This is a genomic window from Komagataeibacter ossonobensis, assembly GCF_057359305.1.
In genome coordinates this window covers 1-16,306 of the sequence record NZ_JBXAYQ010000056.1, presented here as the reverse complement: position 1 = coordinate 16,306, position 16,306 = coordinate 1, and the positions used below count along the sequence as shown (strand labels likewise).

Below are 16,306 nucleotides of genomic sequence, written 5' to 3'. Positions count from 1 at the left end.
GACAGGCACCTGAAAACTAAAAGACATTTTTAGTAAAGCTTTTTGGGAAAAGGCGCCCCGAAAGAACTTTTATTGTCTTTTACCAATGCGTTGTTTTCAAACAGTCTCTTAAACAAGAGACCGCCTTTTATCAGGCCGAAAGGGCGGAAAAAACCTTTTTAAAGCGGCGAGGCCGCTGTCCGGTGCGTTTGCAGGTGTGTCACATCAATCATCAAATACTTCAACGGGCCAGCCTTTTCCATCAGGGCTGTAAAAATCCGTGTCATCTGATTTTCAGGTCATCAAAACAGATCACTCACAGGATTGCCACCATGCAAACCTGTAAATCACCAATCGCCTCTCATTCAATAAATTAACAGGGCCTGAGCCTAGCTTCTGGCGTAGGGATTGCTTGACGCGCGCAGCAGCAGCCGGATTGGCGTGCCGGGCAGGTCGAAGGTCTCACGCAGGCCGTTGACCAGATAACGCTGGTAATCCTCGGGCAACTGGTCCGTACGGGTGCCGAACACGATAAACGTGGGCGGGCGGGCCTTGGCCTGCGTGATGTAGCGCAGCTTGAGCCTGCGGCCATCGACCAGCGGCGGCGGATGGCGTTCAATCATCATCTCGAACCACCGGTTCAGCGCACCGGTCGCGACACGGCGGTTCCAGATGTCATAGGCGCGACGCACGGTCGGCAGCAGTTTGTTGATCCCCGCCCCCGTCATGGCGGAAAACGCGACGACGGGTATGCCGCGCATCTGCGCCAGCGACGTCTCGATACGGTCCTTGATGGCCTGCCGGGTCGCGGCCCGGTCCTCCACCGCGTCCCATTTGTTCAGCGCCAACACGCAGCACCGGCCTTCACGTTCGATCAGGCGGGCGATCTGCAGGTCCTGTTCATGCACCCCCAGCGTCGCATCAAGCACAAGGATGACGACCTCCGCCATTTTCAGCGCCTCGATCGAGGCGGAGACGGACATCTTCTCCAGCGTCTCGTCAATCCGTGCCTTGCGGCGCAGGCCGGCGGTGTCAACCAGCTGGATCGGCCCCTGGTCATCATGCAGCATGACGGCAATGGAATCGCGCGTAAGTCCCGGCTCCGGACCGGTAATCATCCGTTCCTCACCCAGCAGACGGTTCAGCAGCGTGGACTTGCCCGCATTGGGACGGCCGACAATGGCAAGACGCAGCGGACCGGGGGGACGGATATCCTCCTCTTCCTCACCTTCCGCCTGTTCGCGGCGGGTGCGGCGGTTGGCTTTTTGCACCGGCGGCAGGTCGGTAGGCGGCAGGCGGTCGGCGATTTCGGACATGAGGTCGGCAACACCTTCCCCATGCTCGGCCGAAATGGCCAGCGGCGCGCCAAGGCCCAGCGAAAATGCCTCCATGGCCGCGGCGGCGCCCTGCCGGCCCTCCGCCTTGTTGGCGATCAGCAGCACGGGCCGGCCCTGCCGGCGCAGCCAGTTGGCGAAATGCTCATCCGCCGGTGTCAGGCCACTGCGCGCATCAATGCAGAACAGCACAAGGTCCGCATCCGCCACCGCGGATTCGGAAGATGCCCGCATACGGCCGTACAGCGTGTCGGGGGCCGCTTCTTCCAGCCCCGCCGTATCGATGATGCGAATGGCGCGGCCACGCACGACGGCCTGCCCTTCCTTGCGGTCGCGGGTTACGCCGGGGGTATCGGCCACAAGCGCCTGCCTGCGACCGACCAGTCGGTTGAAAATGGTCGACTTACCGACATTTGGCCTGCCCGCGATCACGACAACCGGCAGCGCATCCACTGGCGCGGATGGAAAAGATGAACTCACTGCGGCAACTTTCTTTTTAACTATAGGCGATAAGGTAGCCGTTATTGTCCAGCAGTAACAGCAGATTATCCACCACGATGGGCGCGGTCGTCACCTGACCGGGCAATTTGTGCAGGGATTCGATATGCCCCTGCGCCGGATCAATGATGGCGACCCCGTTTTCGGGGAAGCTGGAAATGAACACCAGCTTGCCCCCCGCCAGCAGCGGGCCATTCCACACGATACCACGCTTCTGCTTGTCGGAATTTTCGTACTGGCGCAACTGCGTGATCCAGCGGACATGGCCCGAAAGCCGGTCAAGGCAGGCCACCTGCTGGTCCATGGAGATAAGGAAGATCCAGTCCCCGATCACCAGCGGCGTGTTCTGCCCCGAAATGCCGCGTTCCCACAGCCTGCGGCCCGAACGCATGTCAATGGCCACCAGCACCGCGCCGGTGCTTATGGCATAGGCCGTGCCATCGGCAATGACCGGCATGCCATGCACGCACGAAAAATCGATCAGCGCCTGCTGCCCGTTGGTGCTGCCCAGCGTGTCGGCCCACACCACTTCGCCACCTTCGGCACGCAGCGCCACCAGGTCGCCCGAGCCGAAACCGGCCAGCACGACACCATCCGCCACGGCCGGGGCGGGCTGGCCATATATGATGGTATCGGCGGCGGTTGCCGCGTATGTCCACAGCACGTTGCCGTTTTCGGCATCAAGGCAGTACAGGTGTTCGTCAATGGTGCCAAGGAACAGGCGGCCATTGACGACGGTGGGCGCCGACCGGCCGGGGGTCTGGATATTGACCCGCCATTTCAGCTTGCCCGTCGCGGCATCCAGCGCCAGCGCCTGACCTATGCCGTCAACAACATACAGCGTATCGCCATCGACACTGATCCCGCCGCCCAGGTTGTCCGAACGCATCTTGCGCGGCTTGGGGTTGTATTCCCACAGCTTGTGCATGGCGGGCCAGCGGTAGGCCCGGATCACGCCCTGTGCATCCATGACGAAAATACGGCCGTTCTGGACCACCGGCGGCGCCTGGATGATGCCGCGCCCGCTCGTACCCAGGGCGACGTAATACAGGGGCTCCGGTTCGGAAATGCCGGCACCGATGTCATGCGTCCATTCATGCTGCATGGTCCCGCGCCAGGCGATGTCCATGCCCACATGGTCGGGATTGACGCCCGATTGCGGCCATGCGTTCAGCGCCGTGGGGGCGGGCACGGTCACGGCCTGCGTTTCATCGGGGTCAACCGTCAGGCCGGCCTTGGTCTGCAGCACGTCGGAACGGTGGCCGATCAGCAACGGCTTCTTTTTCTGTGCACTGGAACAGGCCGCCAGGGCGGGCAGCAGCGCAGCCCCGGCACCAAGTAACGCGTGGCGGCGGCTCAGGGCTGGTTTCATGGTTTTCCTGTCTGTGGGCATGGGGGTGTCATGGGTCGGGCTAGCCACCTGCGTCCGCCCCCATGGTCTGCAGCATGGCTTCGGCACGGTTGCGCACGCCATCGGTTACGGACATGTCCATGGTCAGGCGTTCCAGCCTGGCGCGGGCATCCGCTTCCTTTCCGGTGCGCAGGTCAAGCATGGCCTCGGCCTCAATGGCCTGGGCGCGCCATGGCTGGCCCGCGCCATCAAGCACCGCAAGGCGTGAACGCAGGGTGGCGGGATCGCCGCTGTCGATCTGGTGCTGGACCCACAGCAGGCTGGCGAGCGAGGCGATGACAGGGTCGGTGGCATGTTCCTGCGCCACGCCATCCCACAGGGACAGGGCGGCAGGCAGGCTGCCGCTGTTGGCCAGCAGGGCCGCGCGTTCCATCCGCGCAAGGATGCGCAGCGGTGGCCGCGCCCTGCCATCCAGCGCCTCAAGTTCCTGCAGCCCGGTTTTCTGGCGTGCGGTCAGCGGGCCATCGATCCCCCCGTTGTCGGGCGCGCGGGCGGTATCCTGCATTGCGGTGAAATAGGCTGCCGAGACCGCCGCATCCGCCTTGTGCGCGCGGGAGACGGAATACTGCCACCCCCCGGCCCCGATGCATACCACCGCGACCACGGCGCCCGCGACAACCAGATAGCGGCGCGCCAGCGCCCGGATGCGTTCGGCACGGATTTCCTCATCGACTTCCGTGAAGATGTCGTCAGCCACGTTCCTGTCGTTCCCTGCTCGCTTGCGCGGCGCCATGCGCACGGCGCGTCGTAATTGTCGGCCCCACCATATCCGGCCTGAAACGGCACGGCAAACCACCATGTCAGGATGGATGCGCCATCATGGGCCACCCTGCCTGTCCGATCACATAGACCGACCCGTTTTCCACCGCCAGCCGTAAGGATGGTGGAAATGCAAAAAGTTCGGGTTTTTCACCGTTTCCGTCCCCATCTGTCACGCAGCAGCGCCCGGGCGGTGGTCACGACCTGCGCAACAGCCAGGCCTTCCATCGGGGCATTGCCCACCGGGCCGGGGGCCATGGCCACGCGTGCCCACGGTCCGGATGGCGCATATTCCGACGCCCGGCTGCGCCCGAACAGGCCCAGCGTGGGAATCCCGCACGCCGCCGCCAGGTGCATCAATCCCGAATCATTGCCGATGAACAGCGTGCAGCGTCCCAGCAGCGCCGCCACCTGTGTCACCGACAGGTTGCCCCCCGTATCCAGCGCATCAGGCAACTGATCCAGTACGGCCTGCGCGCGCGCGCGTTCGCCCTGCCCCGGTCCGTACAGGATCACCGGCCGCAGGGATGGATCATCTTCATGAAGCGCCCTGAACACCGCGACAAACCGTTCGGCAGGCCAGATCTTGCCATCCCAGTTGGCAGTGGGGCCCAAGGCGATCCAGCGCGGCCCGTCGGGCAGCATTTCGGCAGCCTGCGCACGTTCCGCCACACTGGTCCACACAACCGGCAGGGGTGCCGGGTCAAGACCCAGCAGGTTGCCGATATGGGTAATGCGCCGCCCCGGCCTGCGCCCGCCGCGCATGACATGGCGCGTGCCGACGCGCAGGAAATAGCTGACAATCGACCCGCGCAGGTCCACGCACAGGTCCCATTTCATCCCCCGGCACTGCCGCCACAGTTCCAGCCAGTGGCGGTCCCATGGCTGCTTGACCATTTCGATGGTGCGTACGCGGCGTGGCATATGCGCGAACAGCCCGGCCGCCACCGGCCCGCAGGCAATGGTGAAATCCGCCTGCGGATAACGCCGCAGCAGCGTGTCCAGCAGCCCGGTGGACAGGATGGCATCCCCCAGTCGGGTGGATGTGATGAACAGGATATGCATTTTCGTGGTGCTAGTCAGGTTTTGCTTATGTGCCAACCTCTCTTTACCCCTTGCCTGCGGGCACGGGCATGGCCAGATTGCGCATATGGCCAGAATTGCTCATCTTCCTGATCGCGCCGTGCTCAGCATTTCGGGCGCGGATCGCGTCTCCTTCCTGCAGGGACTGGTGTCCAACGACATGACAACGGTCGCACCCGGCCGTGCCGTGTGGACCGCCTTCCTGTCGGCACAGGGCAAATGGCTGGCCGATTTCTTTGTCTTTGCCGACCCCGAGGGCGTGCGCCTGCTGGTCGATTGTGACGCGACACAGGCCGCCATGCTGCGCCAGCGCCTGTCGCGCTACCGCCTGCGCGCGGATGTGGAGATCAGCGAGACGGGATACGCCGTCCACGCCGCATGGGGGGAAGACTTTACCGCACCCGAGGGCTATCCCGCCGCCCCTGACCCGCGCCTGCCACAGGCAGGGTGGCGGTTCCTGCTGGGTCACCCCGTTGCCAGCCCCTCGGCGGATGATGTCGATTATGACCACCTGCGCCTGTCGCTTGGCCTGCCTGATGGCGTGCGGGACTGCGAAAGTGGCAAGACCCTGCTGCTGGAAGCCAATTTTGACCAGCTGAATGGCATTTCATGGACCAAGGGTTGTTACATGGGTCAGGAACTGACCGCGCGCACCCGGTATCGTGGGCTGGTGCGCCGTCACCTGCTGCCGGTAACGTCCCACCATGAACTGCCCGCCCCCGGCACGCCCATCCTGTCCGGCACGGCCACGGTGGGGGAAATGCGTTCCTCCCGCGACAAGGTCGGCATGGCGATGATCCGCAACGAACACATCAACGATACGGACCTGACCACGGAAGGGCACGCGCTTCACGTGCATGTGCCCCAGTGGTTTGCCCTGCCCGCCAGGGCGGAATAGCAATACGTCCACCCTGCTTTTTTCAAGGTTAGAGAGACATGCCCTATACTCCCCCGGACCAGGCGGTTCGTGCGGCCATGATCGACCGGGTCAAGTTCAATGAAGACGGCCTGATCGCGGCCATCGCCCAGCAGCATGACAGTGGCGAGGTGCTGATGCTGGCATGGATGAATGCCGAAGCACTGGATGAAACGCTGCGCACCGGCCGTGTATGCTATTATTCACGCAGCCGCCGTGGCCTGTGGCGCAAGGGCGAAACATCGGGACAGGTGCAGACGCTGCTTGACGCCCGCCTGGACTGTGACCGTGACGCCGTTCTGCTGCTGGTGGACCAGAAGGGTGTTGCCTGCCATACCGGACGGCGCAGCTGTTTCTACAATGCACTGCGCCCCGAAGGGATTGTGGAAATAACCCAACCGGAAATAGCGGCGGAGGCGCTCTATGGCAAAAAAGCCTGACAGAACAGTGGTGGATGACGAGGAAAAGCGCGAGCAGATCAGCAAGCTGGTCTGGATCGGCATTACCGTGCTGGGCACCATCATCATGGGCGTATTCATGCTACGCGCGGAACTGCACGCCCTGATCACGGAAAACGAGCCACTGCCGCCCGGTGCCTCAGCCCCCGCTACGCCGGGTGCGCCCCCGCCCCCTGCACCGGGGCAGGCGCCAGCAAATCCATGATCTCGGCCGCCGCAGCCTGCGCCGGCTCCGCACCGGGTCCGCGCAGAGCGGCGCGGATCCGGCCAAACCCCGCCCGCTGCAGGCTACGGCTCTGCTGATCCGCCAGCAGGCGTTCAACGGTCTGCGCCAGCAGTTCGGGCGTGCAGCGTTCCTGCAGCAGTTCAGGCACCAGCCTGTGGCCTGACAGCAGGTTGACCATGGCCACGTACGGCACCCGGATCAGCCGCCGCGCCATGGCGGCAGTCAGCGGATTGACCCGGTAGGTCACCGCCATGGGCACATTGGCAATGGCCAGTTCCAGCGTGGACGTGCCCGATTTGGTCAATGCCGCATCGGCTGCGGCGAACGCGTCATGCTTGTCATCCACATCCGTCACGATAATCGGCCGCACCGGCCATTTCGCAACACCCCTGCGCACGATATCCGCAATGACCGGGGCGACCGGCACCACGGGTACGATACCGGGGGCGCGCGCCTGCAGGATGGCCAGCATGCGCCCGAATACCGGCAGCAGGCGCGGCGCTTCGGACCGGCGGCTGCCGGGCATCAGCACCAGCACCGGCGCATCCGCCGCAATACCGTGGCGGGCGCGAAAGGCGGGACCGGAGCCGGTATCCGCCCCGGACTGCAGCACGGGATGGCCGACAAAACGTGCCTCGATCCCGTGGCGGGCGAAGAATTCGGGTTCAAACGGCAACAGGCACAGCATGCGTTCCCATAGGCCGGGAAATTCGCGCACCCTGTGTTCACGCCATGCCCAGACCTGCGGGGCGACATAATGCAGGCGGGGAATGGACAGGGGCGCGATCCGACGCAGCAGCCGCAGGGTAAAGCCGGGACTGTCGATGGTAATGACCAGATCGGGCCGCCGGTCGGTAATATCCGCCACCGCCTGATCCAGCCTGCGCGACAGGTGCCGGATTTTGGGCAGCACTTCCATCAGGCCCATGACGGCAAGGTCACGCAACGGGAACAGCGTATGCAGCCCCTGTGCCTGCATGCGTTCCCCGCCAATCCCGGCAAACCGCACATTGGGGCATAGCACGCGCAGGGCCGCCATAAGGCGACCGCCCAGCACGTCGCCACTCGCCTCCCCAGCCATGATCCAGATGGTGGGGCTGATGGAAACCGGCGTGGACGACGCGCGCGTGGGGGAAGTATCAGTCATGCCTGACCGGCTTATCGTGTCGGATCAGGTAGCGCAAATGCCTGTTGTAAAAACAGGGGACGGAACCCACGCCCCAAACAGATCCATTGATAAAAGGTAATGAAAGTTTTTGGGGGACGCCTTTTTTCAAAAAGGCGGCGTTCTTTGAGGCTTTTTGAAAAAAGCTTCACCAAAGACTTCTTCATGATTTTCAAGGCATCGCACAAATTACAGGCGGCTCCACCACGGCACTGGCATGCCGTGGCGTTCTTTTTTTCAGTGCGTTTTAAGCAGGTCGCGTATGGTCACCCGGATATCATCCGGCAACGGGACATAACGCAGCGCGAGGGCCGCGTCATTACCGTGCTGCATGCTCCAGTCAAAGAACGCACGCACCGCCCTGCCCTGTGGCGTATCGGCCCGGTCGGTCGGGATCAGCACATAGGTCGCGGCCATGATGGGCCATGCGCCCGGACCATCCCCATCCAGCACATCGGCGGAATGGCTGTCATCGCCCGCCCAGTGCGCAGTGGTGACGGCCTGCGCGAAACTGTCCGGCCCGGCAGAGACCAGGTCGCCATGATGATTGCGCATTTCGGCAATCGCCATATGGTTGCCCGCCGCATAGGCATATTCCAGATAGCCGATACTGCCTTCGGTATTGCGCACGGCGGCGGCGATGCCGTCATTGCCACGCGCGCCCTCGCCCACCGGCCATTCAATGGATGTCCCGCTGCCCTGCGCCTGTGCCCATCGGGGGGAAACACGGCCAAGGTAGGACGTAAACACGAACGTCGTGCCCGACCCGTCCGCGCGCCGCACCGGGGCCACCGGGATGGCAGGCAGGGGCAGATCCGGGTTTTCCGCGACAATGCGGGGATCATTCCACATGGTGATGTCCCCCGCATAAAGTTGCGCCAGCAGTTCCCCCGTCAGGTGCAGCTGACTGCTATCCACGCCTGGCAGGTTCACCACCGGCACGATCGCACCCATGACCGTGGGAAACTGGATCAGGTGGAACTGCGCCAGTTGCGCCGCCGTCATGGGTGCGTCGGATGCACCGAAATCCACCGTGCGGGCCTTGACCTGATTTTGCCCCGCGCCCGATCCGATGGTCTGGTAATTCAGGCGGATATCCGTCGCATGTGCGGCCCCTTCCCCCCATGCCCCGTAAATGGGCGCGCCGAAGCTGGACCCGGCCCCGATGATTTCAGTGGCATGGGCGGTTGTGGCACCAACCAGGCCCAGCGCCACCGCTGCCCCCAGCCCGATGCCGCGACGGGCGCCGCGCACCCGGCGCCGTTCAGCCACGCAGGACGGCATTGCAGCTTTTCTGTGCGGCTGCGACCACCCGATCACAGACAGCTTCGATTTCCGCATCGGTCAGGGTCCTGTCCATTGGCTGAAGGGTTATCTCCACGCCCAGCGACTTGTGCCCCGCCGGGATCTTGTCGCCCTCGTAAACATCAAACAGGCTGACGGCCACAATCAGGTTGCGCTCGGCCCCCCTGACGGCCTTCAGCAGCTTTTCCGCCGGGATATCGGCCGCCACCACAAAGGCGAAATCACGCTTGAGCGGCTGGAAGGTGGACAGCGCGGGTGGCGCCCTGCGCTTGCGCCTGGGTTCGGGAACCGCATCGGGATACAGCGTGAACGCACATACCGGCACGTCGATCCCACGCTTCGCCAGCAGGGCGGGATGCAACTGCCCGAAATGCCCCAGTACCAGCTTCGGCCCCTGCCGGATCACGCCCGAGCGCCCGGGATGGTAATAGGATGGAGCATCCGTGGTAATGCCCAGCCCCTCCATCGCGGCCCCCATGGCGGACAGTCCCGCCAGCGCATCGGCCTTGGCCTGCCACAGGTCCACCGGTTGCGCCGCCTGTCCGGGCAGACGGGGGGAATGGCCGCTACGGATCCCGGCGGCCACCAGCTTCTGCCCATCGGGGCCGAAACCGGGGCCGACTTCAAACAGGCCAAGATCGGGATAGCCACGCGCCGCGTTGCTCTTTACCGCCGCCAGAAGGTTGACCAGTGGTGTGGGCCGCATCTGGTCCAGATCAGCCGCAATCGGGTTGAGCAGATGCAGGTCCGTGGGCGTCTCACCAAATTCGGCCGCCTGTTCCTGTGCTACAAACGAAAAGCCTACCGTTTCCAGCAACCCGCGCGCGGCAAGCTGGCGACGCAGGCTGGCGACACGGCTCTGACGCGGGGTGAAGGCCGGCACCGGCACGGCGTTGCCCACCGGCAGGGACACGGCAGGCACGCTGTCCAGGCCACGCAGGCGCAGCACTTCCTCGATCAGGTCCACTTCGGGGTCAATCGCCCCCGCTCCCTCGGCGGCGGCCTGCGCGCGGGCGGGCGGCAGGTCGGGCTGCTGGTCCAGCAGCATGGGCGTTGCGATGTCATTGCGCCACGATGGCACATCCACCACCACATGCCGCGCATCGCATTCGCGCACCCTGAACCCAAGACCTTCCAGCAGATGCACGGCGTGATCGGGTTCTTCCACCAGTCCGCCCAACGTTTCCAGACGGGCGAATTCCAGATGCGCCTGCCGCTGCCATGCCGGTTCAGCCCCAGCGGAAACCACGCTGCCCGCCTCCCCGCCACACAGGTCAAGGATCATGCGCGTCGCGGCTTCCAGCGCCGCGGGCGGCATTGCCTGATCCACACCACGCTCGAACCGCTGGCGTGCATCGGAATGCAGGTTGTGCCGCCGCCCCGACAGGGCAATGATCACCGGATCGAACAGCGCGCATTCCACGAATACATCCGTGGTGTCATCACTGACGCCGCTTTCAGCCCCGCCCATGATACCGGCCAGCGACTGCACGCCGCGCGCGTCGGCAATCACGCAGTCATCGGGCGTCATGACATGTTCGCTGCCATCCAGCGCGGCAAAGGTTTCGCCAGCACCTCGGCAGATGGTCAGTTCATTGCCCATCAGTTTGTCCACGTCGAACACGTGCAGCGGCCGGCCAAGGTCGAAAGCAAAGAAATTGGTGATGTCCACCAGCGCGGAAACCGGGCGCAGGCCGACGGATTCCAGCCGCTGCTTCAGCCATTCCGGGCTGGGACCGTTCTTCACGCCACGAATGACGCGCCCCAGTACCCACGGGCAGGCTTCGGGGAAGGTAATGCGCCAGTTGATGGGGGTTTCAAAGCGCCCTTCCACCGTTTCCGCAAGCCACGGCTTCAGGGTGCCAAGACCCGCTGCGGCAAGGTCGCGCGCAACCCCACGCACCGCCAGCGCGTCGCCACGGTTGGGGGTGATCGCGATATCGATGACCGGATCATCCAGTTTGGCAAACAGGGGATAGGACTGCCCCGGCGCGGTGCCTTCGGGCAGTTCGGCAATGCCGTCGCTTTCCTCGCCCAGTCCCAGTTCACGCAGCGAGCACAGCATGCCGCCACTGGTCTCCCCCCGCAGCTTGCCAGCCTTGATGGTGATGCCGCTGGCGGGAATGAAGGTGCCGGGCGGGGCAAAGATCACATGCAGGCCCGCACGCGCGTTGGGTGCGCCGCAGACGACCTGCACGCGTTCGAACCCCTCGCCCGCATCGACCTGACACACGCGCAGGCGGTCGGCATTGGGGTGCTGGACCGCTTCGACAATGCGGGCGGTGCGGAAGGAGGCAAGGGACGCGCCGGGGTCTTCAACGCCTTCGACTTCCAGCCCGATGGTGTTCAGCGTGGCGCAGATTTCTTCCACCGTCGCCGTGGTCTCAAGATGCGTGCGCAGCCATGACAGGGAAAACTTCATCGATCACAGACCTTCGTGCAGCAGGGCGGGAGACAGGGGACTGGTGCCGTAATGGCGCAGCCAGCGGACATCGCTTTCGTAAAACGACCGCAGGTCGGGAATGCCGTGGCGCAGCATGGTCAGGCGCTCGATCCCCATGCCAAAGGCAAAGCCCTGCCATTCCCGCGCATCCAGCCCGCAATTGGCCAGCACGCGGGGGTGGACCATGCCGGCGCCCAGTACTTCCAGCCAGTCATCACCCGCGCCGATCTGGCCGGTTTTACGTGACCAGCCGATATCGATTTCCATGGATGGCTCGGTAAAGGGGAAATAGGACGCACGGAAGCGCACCGGCAGGTTCGGCATCTGGAAAAACGCGCGCAGGAAATCCGACAGGCAACCCTTGAGGTGGCCCAGCGTGATCCCCTTCTCGATCACCAGTCCCTCGCACTGATGGAACATGGGCGAATGGGTGGCGTCATGGTCGGCGCGGTAGGTGCGACCGGGGGCGATGATGCGGATGGGTGGTTCATGCCCCAGCATGGTGCGGATCTGCACGCCCGATGTCTGGGTGCGCAGCACGCGTTCGGGCTGGCCCTCGGCTTCGGGCGGCAGGTAGAAGGTGTCCTGATCCGTACGGGCGGGATGGTGCGATGGCGTGTTCAGGGCCGAGAAATTGTGCCAGTCGCTCTCGATATCCGGACCTTCGGCGATCTGGAAGCCCATTGCGCCGAAAATGGCGGCCATTTCCTCGATCGTGCGGGTGATGGGGTGCAGGGCGCCTTCTGCTTCCGGCGCGCAGGGCAGTGTCACGTCCACGCGCTCGGCCGCCAGGCGGGCATTCAGCGCCGCTGTCTCCAGTTCCTGTCCACGCGCCTCGATCAGGCGGGTCAGTTCGTCACGCAGGCGGTTCAGCGCGGCACCCCGCGTGCGCCGCTCATCCGGTGTCATGCGCCCAAGCTGCTTGAGGAGTGCGGTCAGCTTGCCCGACTTGCCCAGCGTGCCGACGCGCACCGCGTCCCATTCGCGCTGGTCGGTCGCGGCAGCGAGTGCCTGAACTGTCTGTTCCCTCAGGGTTTCGAGATCGTCACTCATAGCACCTCGCACAGGCTCACGTCGGGCGGGCTGGCAAAGGGATATCTACCGGCGGGCCAGACCCGGCGCATGGAATTGTGCCCGCCACCACCAACGGGTGCGGCACGGGCATTGCATTAAAAACAAAACGGGCCGTCCGTTGGGACGACCCGTTTCGTGGACCTGTCGCCACGCGGGCGTAGGACAGGGATCAGGCCAGAGCGGCCTGCGCCTTCTTTACGATTTCAGCGAAGGTTGCTGCATCGTCAAAAGCAATGGCGGCGAGGACCTTGCGGTCGATCTCGATGCCGGCCTTGTCCAGACCGTTGATGAAACGGCTGTAGGTCAGGCCATGTTCACGCACGGCCGCATTGATGCGCTGGATCCACAGGGCGCGGAATTCACGCTTCTTGTTGCGACGGTCGCGATAGGCGTACTGGAGTGACTTTTCCAGACGTTCCAGCGCGATGCGGTAATTGGTGGAGGAACGGCCCCGAAAACCCTTGGAGAGTTCGAGAACCTTCTTGTGGCGGGCGTGGGTGGTTACGCCGCGTTTCACACGTGCCATATCTCAGGTGCTCCTTATGCCAGACCGTAGGGAGCCCACTGCTTCACAGTGCGGCCGTCCATTTCCGTCAGCACCTGCGAACCACGGTTCGTGCGCTTCATCTTCTGCGAGCGGTTGATCAGGCCGTGGCGCTTGTTGCCGGGACCTGCCAGCACCTTGCCGGTGGCGGTGATCTTGAACCGCTTCTTGACCGATGACTTGGTCTTCATCTTGGGCATTTTCTTCTCCTGAATGTCTGGTGCCCGTGTTCCCGCCCGCTGTTCAAGGCGGACGTAAACACTCCATTGCGGCCGGGCATGCCCTACAGGCCCGGACGCGCGAACAGGCAGGCTATAGACAACCCGCACCCCGCGATCAAGTCCCTTCGCACACATGCGTGTGCTTTCCCCCGCCCGTGCGGTGCTGTAGGGGAAAAAGACAGGTTGGAAACAGGAGAAAACACAATGACACAACGCGTTGCCTACATTACCGGCGGCAGCCGCGGCATTGGCGCCGCCATTGCGAAATCACTGGCGAAGGATGGCTATGACATCGCCATTTCCTATGCCCGCAACGAACAGGCGGCCCAGAAGACGATCGAGGAAGTCCTGGCGATGGGCCGCCGGGGCATGGCCATCCGCTGCGATGGCGAAGGCAATGGCAACCGTGCCGCCATCCAGCGCGTGGTGGCCGAGATGGGCCGGATCGACGCGCTGGTATGCAATGCCGGCATCTACCCCTATGGCGACGTGGCCGAGATGACGGACGAACAGGTCGATGCGGTACTGGGCCTGAATGTCCGCGCCGTCATGATCGAAACCATCGAGGCCGCGCGCCACATGACACAGGGCGGTCGGATCATCCTGATCGGATCGACATTTGCCGACCGTTCTCCCTTCCCCGGGATTTCGCTGTATTCGGCGTCCAAATCGGCGCTGAACGGGTTTGCCCGGGGTGCCGCGCGTGACCTTGGCCCGCGCGGGATCACCATCAACGTGGTCCAGCCCGGCCCGATCGACACGGACATGAACCCCGCCACCGGCGCTGCGGCCGACATGCTGTGCAGCTTCATGTGCCACAAGGAATACGGCAAGGTCAGCGACATCGCCTCCGTTGTCTCGTTCCTCGCCAGCCCTGCAGCCAGCTTCATCACCGGCTCCGCCCTGACAACGGATGGTGGCCTGGCCGCCTGACCGGGTGGATGCGTGCGGGCATTGCCCCGCGCGCATCAGCCACGACGCCATTTGTTGTGGAAACGGCCTGACCATCCATGATAGGGTCAGGCCATGAAAAAATTCCGCCTCCTCATACGACCGTGCACTCCAGCCAGATGGAATGTAAACGGGATAATGAGGACAGCAGATGCCAGAATCGGACGATTTTGATTTCCTGATCGCACTGGAAAGCGGTGCCTACGACGAAGAGAAACCGCCTCCTCTCTCCGAAGCGGTGCATTACCAGTCCGACCCCTATAATTACATCCGTGTCCTGCCGGAACATTACCAGTTTCCGGAGCACAGGCGCAAAACCCAGCCCGATCCGTATGAATCGGTCCGCAGGCTTGCGCATCCCCTCAAGCTGCACGAACCGGACAATATCCGCGCCCGCATTCAGGAAGTGGAGCAGGCCTGCCCCCACGCGCTGGCGGCCGTACGGGCCATGGCGGAAACCGACCTGAAATGGCTGGAATGGGGCACGTCCGGCATCGCGCGGCCCGTCATGCTGGTCGGGCCACCGGGATGCGGCAAGTCCACGGTGGCGCGGATGTATTACCGCATGCTGGGTTATGAGGTCATGACCATGAATGTCGGCGCGATGGGCGATCCCCTGTCCCTGACCGGCACGCACCAGACATTTGGCGACGCCAAGCCATCCACCATCGTGGAATACCTTGCCGCGACCGGGCTGGCCAATCCGTGCATCATCCTTGACGAAGTGGACAAGGCCCCGACCGATGGCCGGTTTGGCAGCGTGCAGAATGCCCTGCTGCAATTCCTGGACATTGGCGAGTGCAGGCAGTTCCGGGATGCCTTCCTGAACGTGCCGGTTGATGTCAGCCGCGTGCGGTGGGTCCTGACCGCCAACGACCTTTCCACCGTGTCGGAACCGCTGAAATCGCGCTGCCATATCATTCATATGGACAGCCCGGATGCCACGCACGCCCCTGCCCTGGCCATGAACATCATCCGCCAGATCGAGCAGGACCGGAACCTGCGCCCGGGCTGGTTCACGCTGGATGGCATGGAACGGCGCGTACTGGCACGGAATTTTACCGGCGACATGCGCGCGCTGCGGCGCATGGTGGAAATCATTGTGGACCAGCAGGTCAGGCACTGGGCGAAATGCTGACCCGGCAGGGGTCTTGATTCACTGCCGTGAGCAGATAATGGATGAGACCCCTGCCCCATCCTCACTTTAGCGCAAAGGTCGGGCGCATGTCCTGCATGTCCATGCCTGCATCCCGGTCCCACCATGTTTTCTGGGAACCAATGCCCGCGACCATATAGAAACAGCCTGACAGACAGCCCGTCAGTATCAGGCATTGCCCGCACTTCCATTGTGACTGAAAATGAATAGGCACTGGTAAAAAACCGTTCATATGCAGAAAAAGGAGCCTGCACCAAAAAGGGAATACCTTCCGTATGAAAATATTCACCTTTCAGGCAGAACTTATCCATTCCGGAACAGGCTGAAAAACGGTTATGTAATACCGATACCACGACGCCACTACCGGCGAAGGTTCCATATGGAAGGATATGAAATAATGAAAAAGGGCTTGCTGCTGGCTGGCATGATGACCGTGGCGCTGTCCGCCGGCGCCCATGCGGAAGATGTTTCGTGGGCCGACAACCAGTATCCTTCATCCATCATGAAAGGCCCGCACGCGCCTGAAATCATTGCAGGCATCCACAAGATCGCGGGAAATTACGCCAAGACCATCATCAACTTCCTGTCCGTTGAAACCGGCCCGGCCCATGTCGTAAACGGCATTGCCTATCTTGACGGATGCCAGCCACACATGTGCATGAATTTTGCGACCATTGCCTTTGATGGTGACGGGAATTACTGGGGATACCTCGAGAACATGGACGCAAACTATACCCATCCATACAAAAAGACATTCGGCCATCCGTCTGCCGAAGTCCTTAG

16 protein-coding genes are annotated in these 16,306 nt (G+C 63.2%); 6 read left to right on the top strand and 10 right to left on the bottom strand.

The annotated features are described in order from the left end of the window. Window positions 1-368 precede the first annotated feature (368 nt). The 4 genes from der to AC1RQ9_RS17145 all read right to left on the bottom strand — a co-directional run bounded on the left by der (window position 369) and on the right by AC1RQ9_RS17145 (window position 5,046). Complete coding sequence (der, locus tag AC1RQ9_RS17160; RefSeq protein WP_010507796.1) at window positions 369-1,793, bottom strand: ribosome biogenesis GTPase Der; 1,425 nt, start codon at window positions 1,791-1,793, stop codon at window positions 369-371. Window positions 1,794-1,809: 16 nt separating this feature from the next. Beyond that, window positions 1,810-3,183: a PQQ-like beta-propeller repeat protein gene (locus AC1RQ9_RS17155; protein ID WP_193732119.1), complete on the bottom strand. Its 1,374-nt coding sequence runs from the start codon at window positions 3,181-3,183 to the stop codon at window positions 1,810-1,812. A gap of 40 nt (window positions 3,184-3,223) precedes the next feature. Continuing rightward, entirely contained in the window at window positions 3,224-3,919 is a 696-nt protein-coding gene (locus tag AC1RQ9_RS17150) for a hypothetical protein (RefSeq protein ID WP_019086415.1), read from the bottom strand. Window positions 3,920-4,131: 212 nt separating this feature from the next. Continuing rightward, the gene (locus AC1RQ9_RS17145; RefSeq protein ID WP_019086414.1) at window positions 4,132-5,046 is read right to left on the bottom strand and encodes a glycosyltransferase family 9 protein; all 915 of its coding nucleotides are present in this window, start codon (window positions 5,044-5,046) and stop codon (window positions 4,132-4,134) included. Window positions 5,047-5,131: 85 nt separating this feature from the next. Here AC1RQ9_RS17145 and ygfZ point away from each other — a divergent pair, with 85 nt between their 5' ends. The 3 genes from ygfZ to AC1RQ9_RS17130 are packed head-to-tail and all read left to right on the top strand — an operon-like array spanning window position 5,132 to window position 6,643. Next, window positions 5,132-5,962 (top strand): CAF17-like 4Fe-4S cluster assembly/insertion protein YgfZ, encoded by an 831-nt coding sequence (gene ygfZ / locus AC1RQ9_RS17140; protein ID WP_026018724.1) that lies wholly within the window; start codon window positions 5,132-5,134, stop codon window positions 5,960-5,962. A gap of 38 nt (window positions 5,963-6,000) precedes the next feature. Beyond that, the gene (gene hisI / locus AC1RQ9_RS17135; RefSeq protein WP_019086412.1) at window positions 6,001-6,420 is read left to right on the top strand and encodes a phosphoribosyl-AMP cyclohydrolase; all 420 of its coding nucleotides are present in this window, start codon (window positions 6,001-6,003) and stop codon (window positions 6,418-6,420) included. After that, a complete protein-coding gene (locus AC1RQ9_RS17130) occupies window positions 6,404-6,643 on the top strand; it encodes a hypothetical protein (RefSeq protein ID WP_081499965.1) in 240 nt (79 codons plus the stop codon). Before hisI ends, AC1RQ9_RS17130 begins: the two co-directional genes overlap by 17 nt. On the opposite strand, the gene lpxB is transcribed toward AC1RQ9_RS17130, so the two are convergent. The 6 genes from lpxB to rpmI all read right to left on the bottom strand — a co-directional run bounded on the left by lpxB (window position 6,588) and on the right by rpmI (window position 13,395). Then, window positions 6,588-7,811, bottom strand: a complete 1,224-nt coding sequence (gene lpxB / locus AC1RQ9_RS17125) for a lipid-A-disaccharide synthase (RefSeq protein ID WP_019086410.1) — start codon at window positions 7,809-7,811, stop codon at window positions 6,588-6,590. The genes AC1RQ9_RS17130 and lpxB overlap by 56 nt on opposite strands. 255 nt (window positions 7,812-8,066) lie before the next feature. Continuing rightward, window positions 8,067-9,113, bottom strand: coding sequence for a phosphate ABC transporter substrate-binding protein PstS (pstS, locus tag AC1RQ9_RS17120; RefSeq protein ID WP_485987931.1), 1,047 nt, complete (start codon window positions 9,111-9,113; stop codon window positions 8,067-8,069). Then, a complete protein-coding gene (gene pheT / locus AC1RQ9_RS17115) occupies window positions 9,094-11,556 on the bottom strand; it encodes a phenylalanine--tRNA ligase subunit beta (RefSeq protein ID WP_485987930.1) in 2,463 nt (820 codons plus the stop codon). The genes pstS and pheT overlap by 20 nt, the downstream gene beginning before the upstream one ends. Window positions 11,557-11,559: 3 nt before the next feature. Continuing rightward, window positions 11,560-12,630, bottom strand: a complete 1,071-nt coding sequence (gene pheS / locus AC1RQ9_RS17110; protein ID WP_485987929.1) for a phenylalanine--tRNA ligase subunit alpha — start codon at window positions 12,628-12,630, stop codon at window positions 11,560-11,562. 190 nt (window positions 12,631-12,820) lie between these two features. Beyond that, window positions 12,821-13,177 carry a 50S ribosomal protein L20 gene (gene rplT, locus AC1RQ9_RS17105; protein WP_010507784.1) on the bottom strand — a complete coding sequence of 119 codons (357 nt, stop codon included), beginning with the start codon at window positions 13,175-13,177 and terminating at the stop codon, window positions 12,821-12,823. 14 nt (window positions 13,178-13,191) lie between these two features. Further along, window positions 13,192-13,395: a 50S ribosomal protein L35 gene (rpmI, locus tag AC1RQ9_RS17100; protein WP_007400447.1), complete on the bottom strand. Its 204-nt coding sequence runs from the start codon at window positions 13,393-13,395 to the stop codon at window positions 13,192-13,194. Between the two features lie 225 nt (window positions 13,396-13,620). Between rpmI and AC1RQ9_RS17095 the strand changes: the two genes are divergently transcribed. The 3 genes from AC1RQ9_RS17095 to AC1RQ9_RS17085 form a co-directional block, all read left to right on the top strand. After that, entirely contained in the window at window positions 13,621-14,349 is a 729-nt protein-coding gene (locus AC1RQ9_RS17095) for an SDR family oxidoreductase (RefSeq protein WP_485987928.1), read from the top strand. Between the two features lie 169 nt (window positions 14,350-14,518). After that, entirely contained in the window at window positions 14,519-15,505 is a 987-nt protein-coding gene (locus tag AC1RQ9_RS17090) for an AAA family ATPase (RefSeq protein ID WP_019086405.1), read from the top strand. A 415-nt stretch (window positions 15,506-15,920) separates the two neighbouring features. After that, a partial coding sequence (locus AC1RQ9_RS17085) for a hypothetical protein (RefSeq protein ID WP_485987926.1) occupies window positions 15,921-16,306 on the top strand: 386 nt, incomplete at its 3' end.

Coding starts and splice junctions, on each gene's coding strand:
- AC1RQ9_RS17155 (WP_193732119.1), bottom strand. CDS start 3,183: ATGAAACCAGCCCTGAGCCGCCGCCACGCGTTACTTGGTGCCGGGGCT.
- AC1RQ9_RS17145 (WP_019086414.1), bottom strand. CDS start 5,046: ATGCATATCCTGTTCATCACATCCACCCGACTGGGGGATGCCATCCTG.
- ygfZ (WP_026018724.1), top strand. CDS start 5,132: ATGGCCAGAATTGCTCATCTTCCTGATCGCGCCGTGCTCAGCATTTCG.
- hisI (WP_019086412.1), top strand. CDS start 6,001: ATGCCCTATACTCCCCCGGACCAGGCGGTTCGTGCGGCCATGATCGAC.
- AC1RQ9_RS17130 (WP_081499965.1), top strand. CDS start 6,404: ATGGCAAAAAAGCCTGACAGAACAGTGGTGGATGACGAGGAAAAGCGC.
- lpxB (WP_019086410.1), bottom strand. CDS start 7,811: ATGACTGATACTTCCCCCACGCGCGCGTCGTCCACGCCGGTTTCCATC.
- pstS (WP_485987931.1), bottom strand. CDS start 9,113: ATGCCGTCCTGCGTGGCTGAACGGCGCCGGGTGCGCGGCGCCCGTCGC.
- pheT (WP_485987930.1), bottom strand. CDS start 11,556: ATGAAGTTTTCCCTGTCATGGCTGCGCACGCATCTTGAGACCACGGCG.
- pheS (WP_485987929.1), bottom strand. CDS start 12,630: ATGAGTGACGATCTCGAAACCCTGAGGGAACAGACAGTTCAGGCACTC.
- rplT (WP_010507784.1), bottom strand. CDS start 13,177: ATGGCACGTGTGAAACGCGGCGTAACCACCCACGCCCGCCACAAGAAG.
- rpmI (WP_007400447.1), bottom strand. CDS start 13,395: ATGCCCAAGATGAAGACCAAGTCATCGGTCAAGAAGCGGTTCAAGATC.
- AC1RQ9_RS17095 (WP_485987928.1), top strand. CDS start 13,621: ATGACACAACGCGTTGCCTACATTACCGGCGGCAGCCGCGGCATTGGC.
- AC1RQ9_RS17090 (WP_019086405.1), top strand. CDS start 14,519: ATGCCAGAATCGGACGATTTTGATTTCCTGATCGCACTGGAAAGCGGT.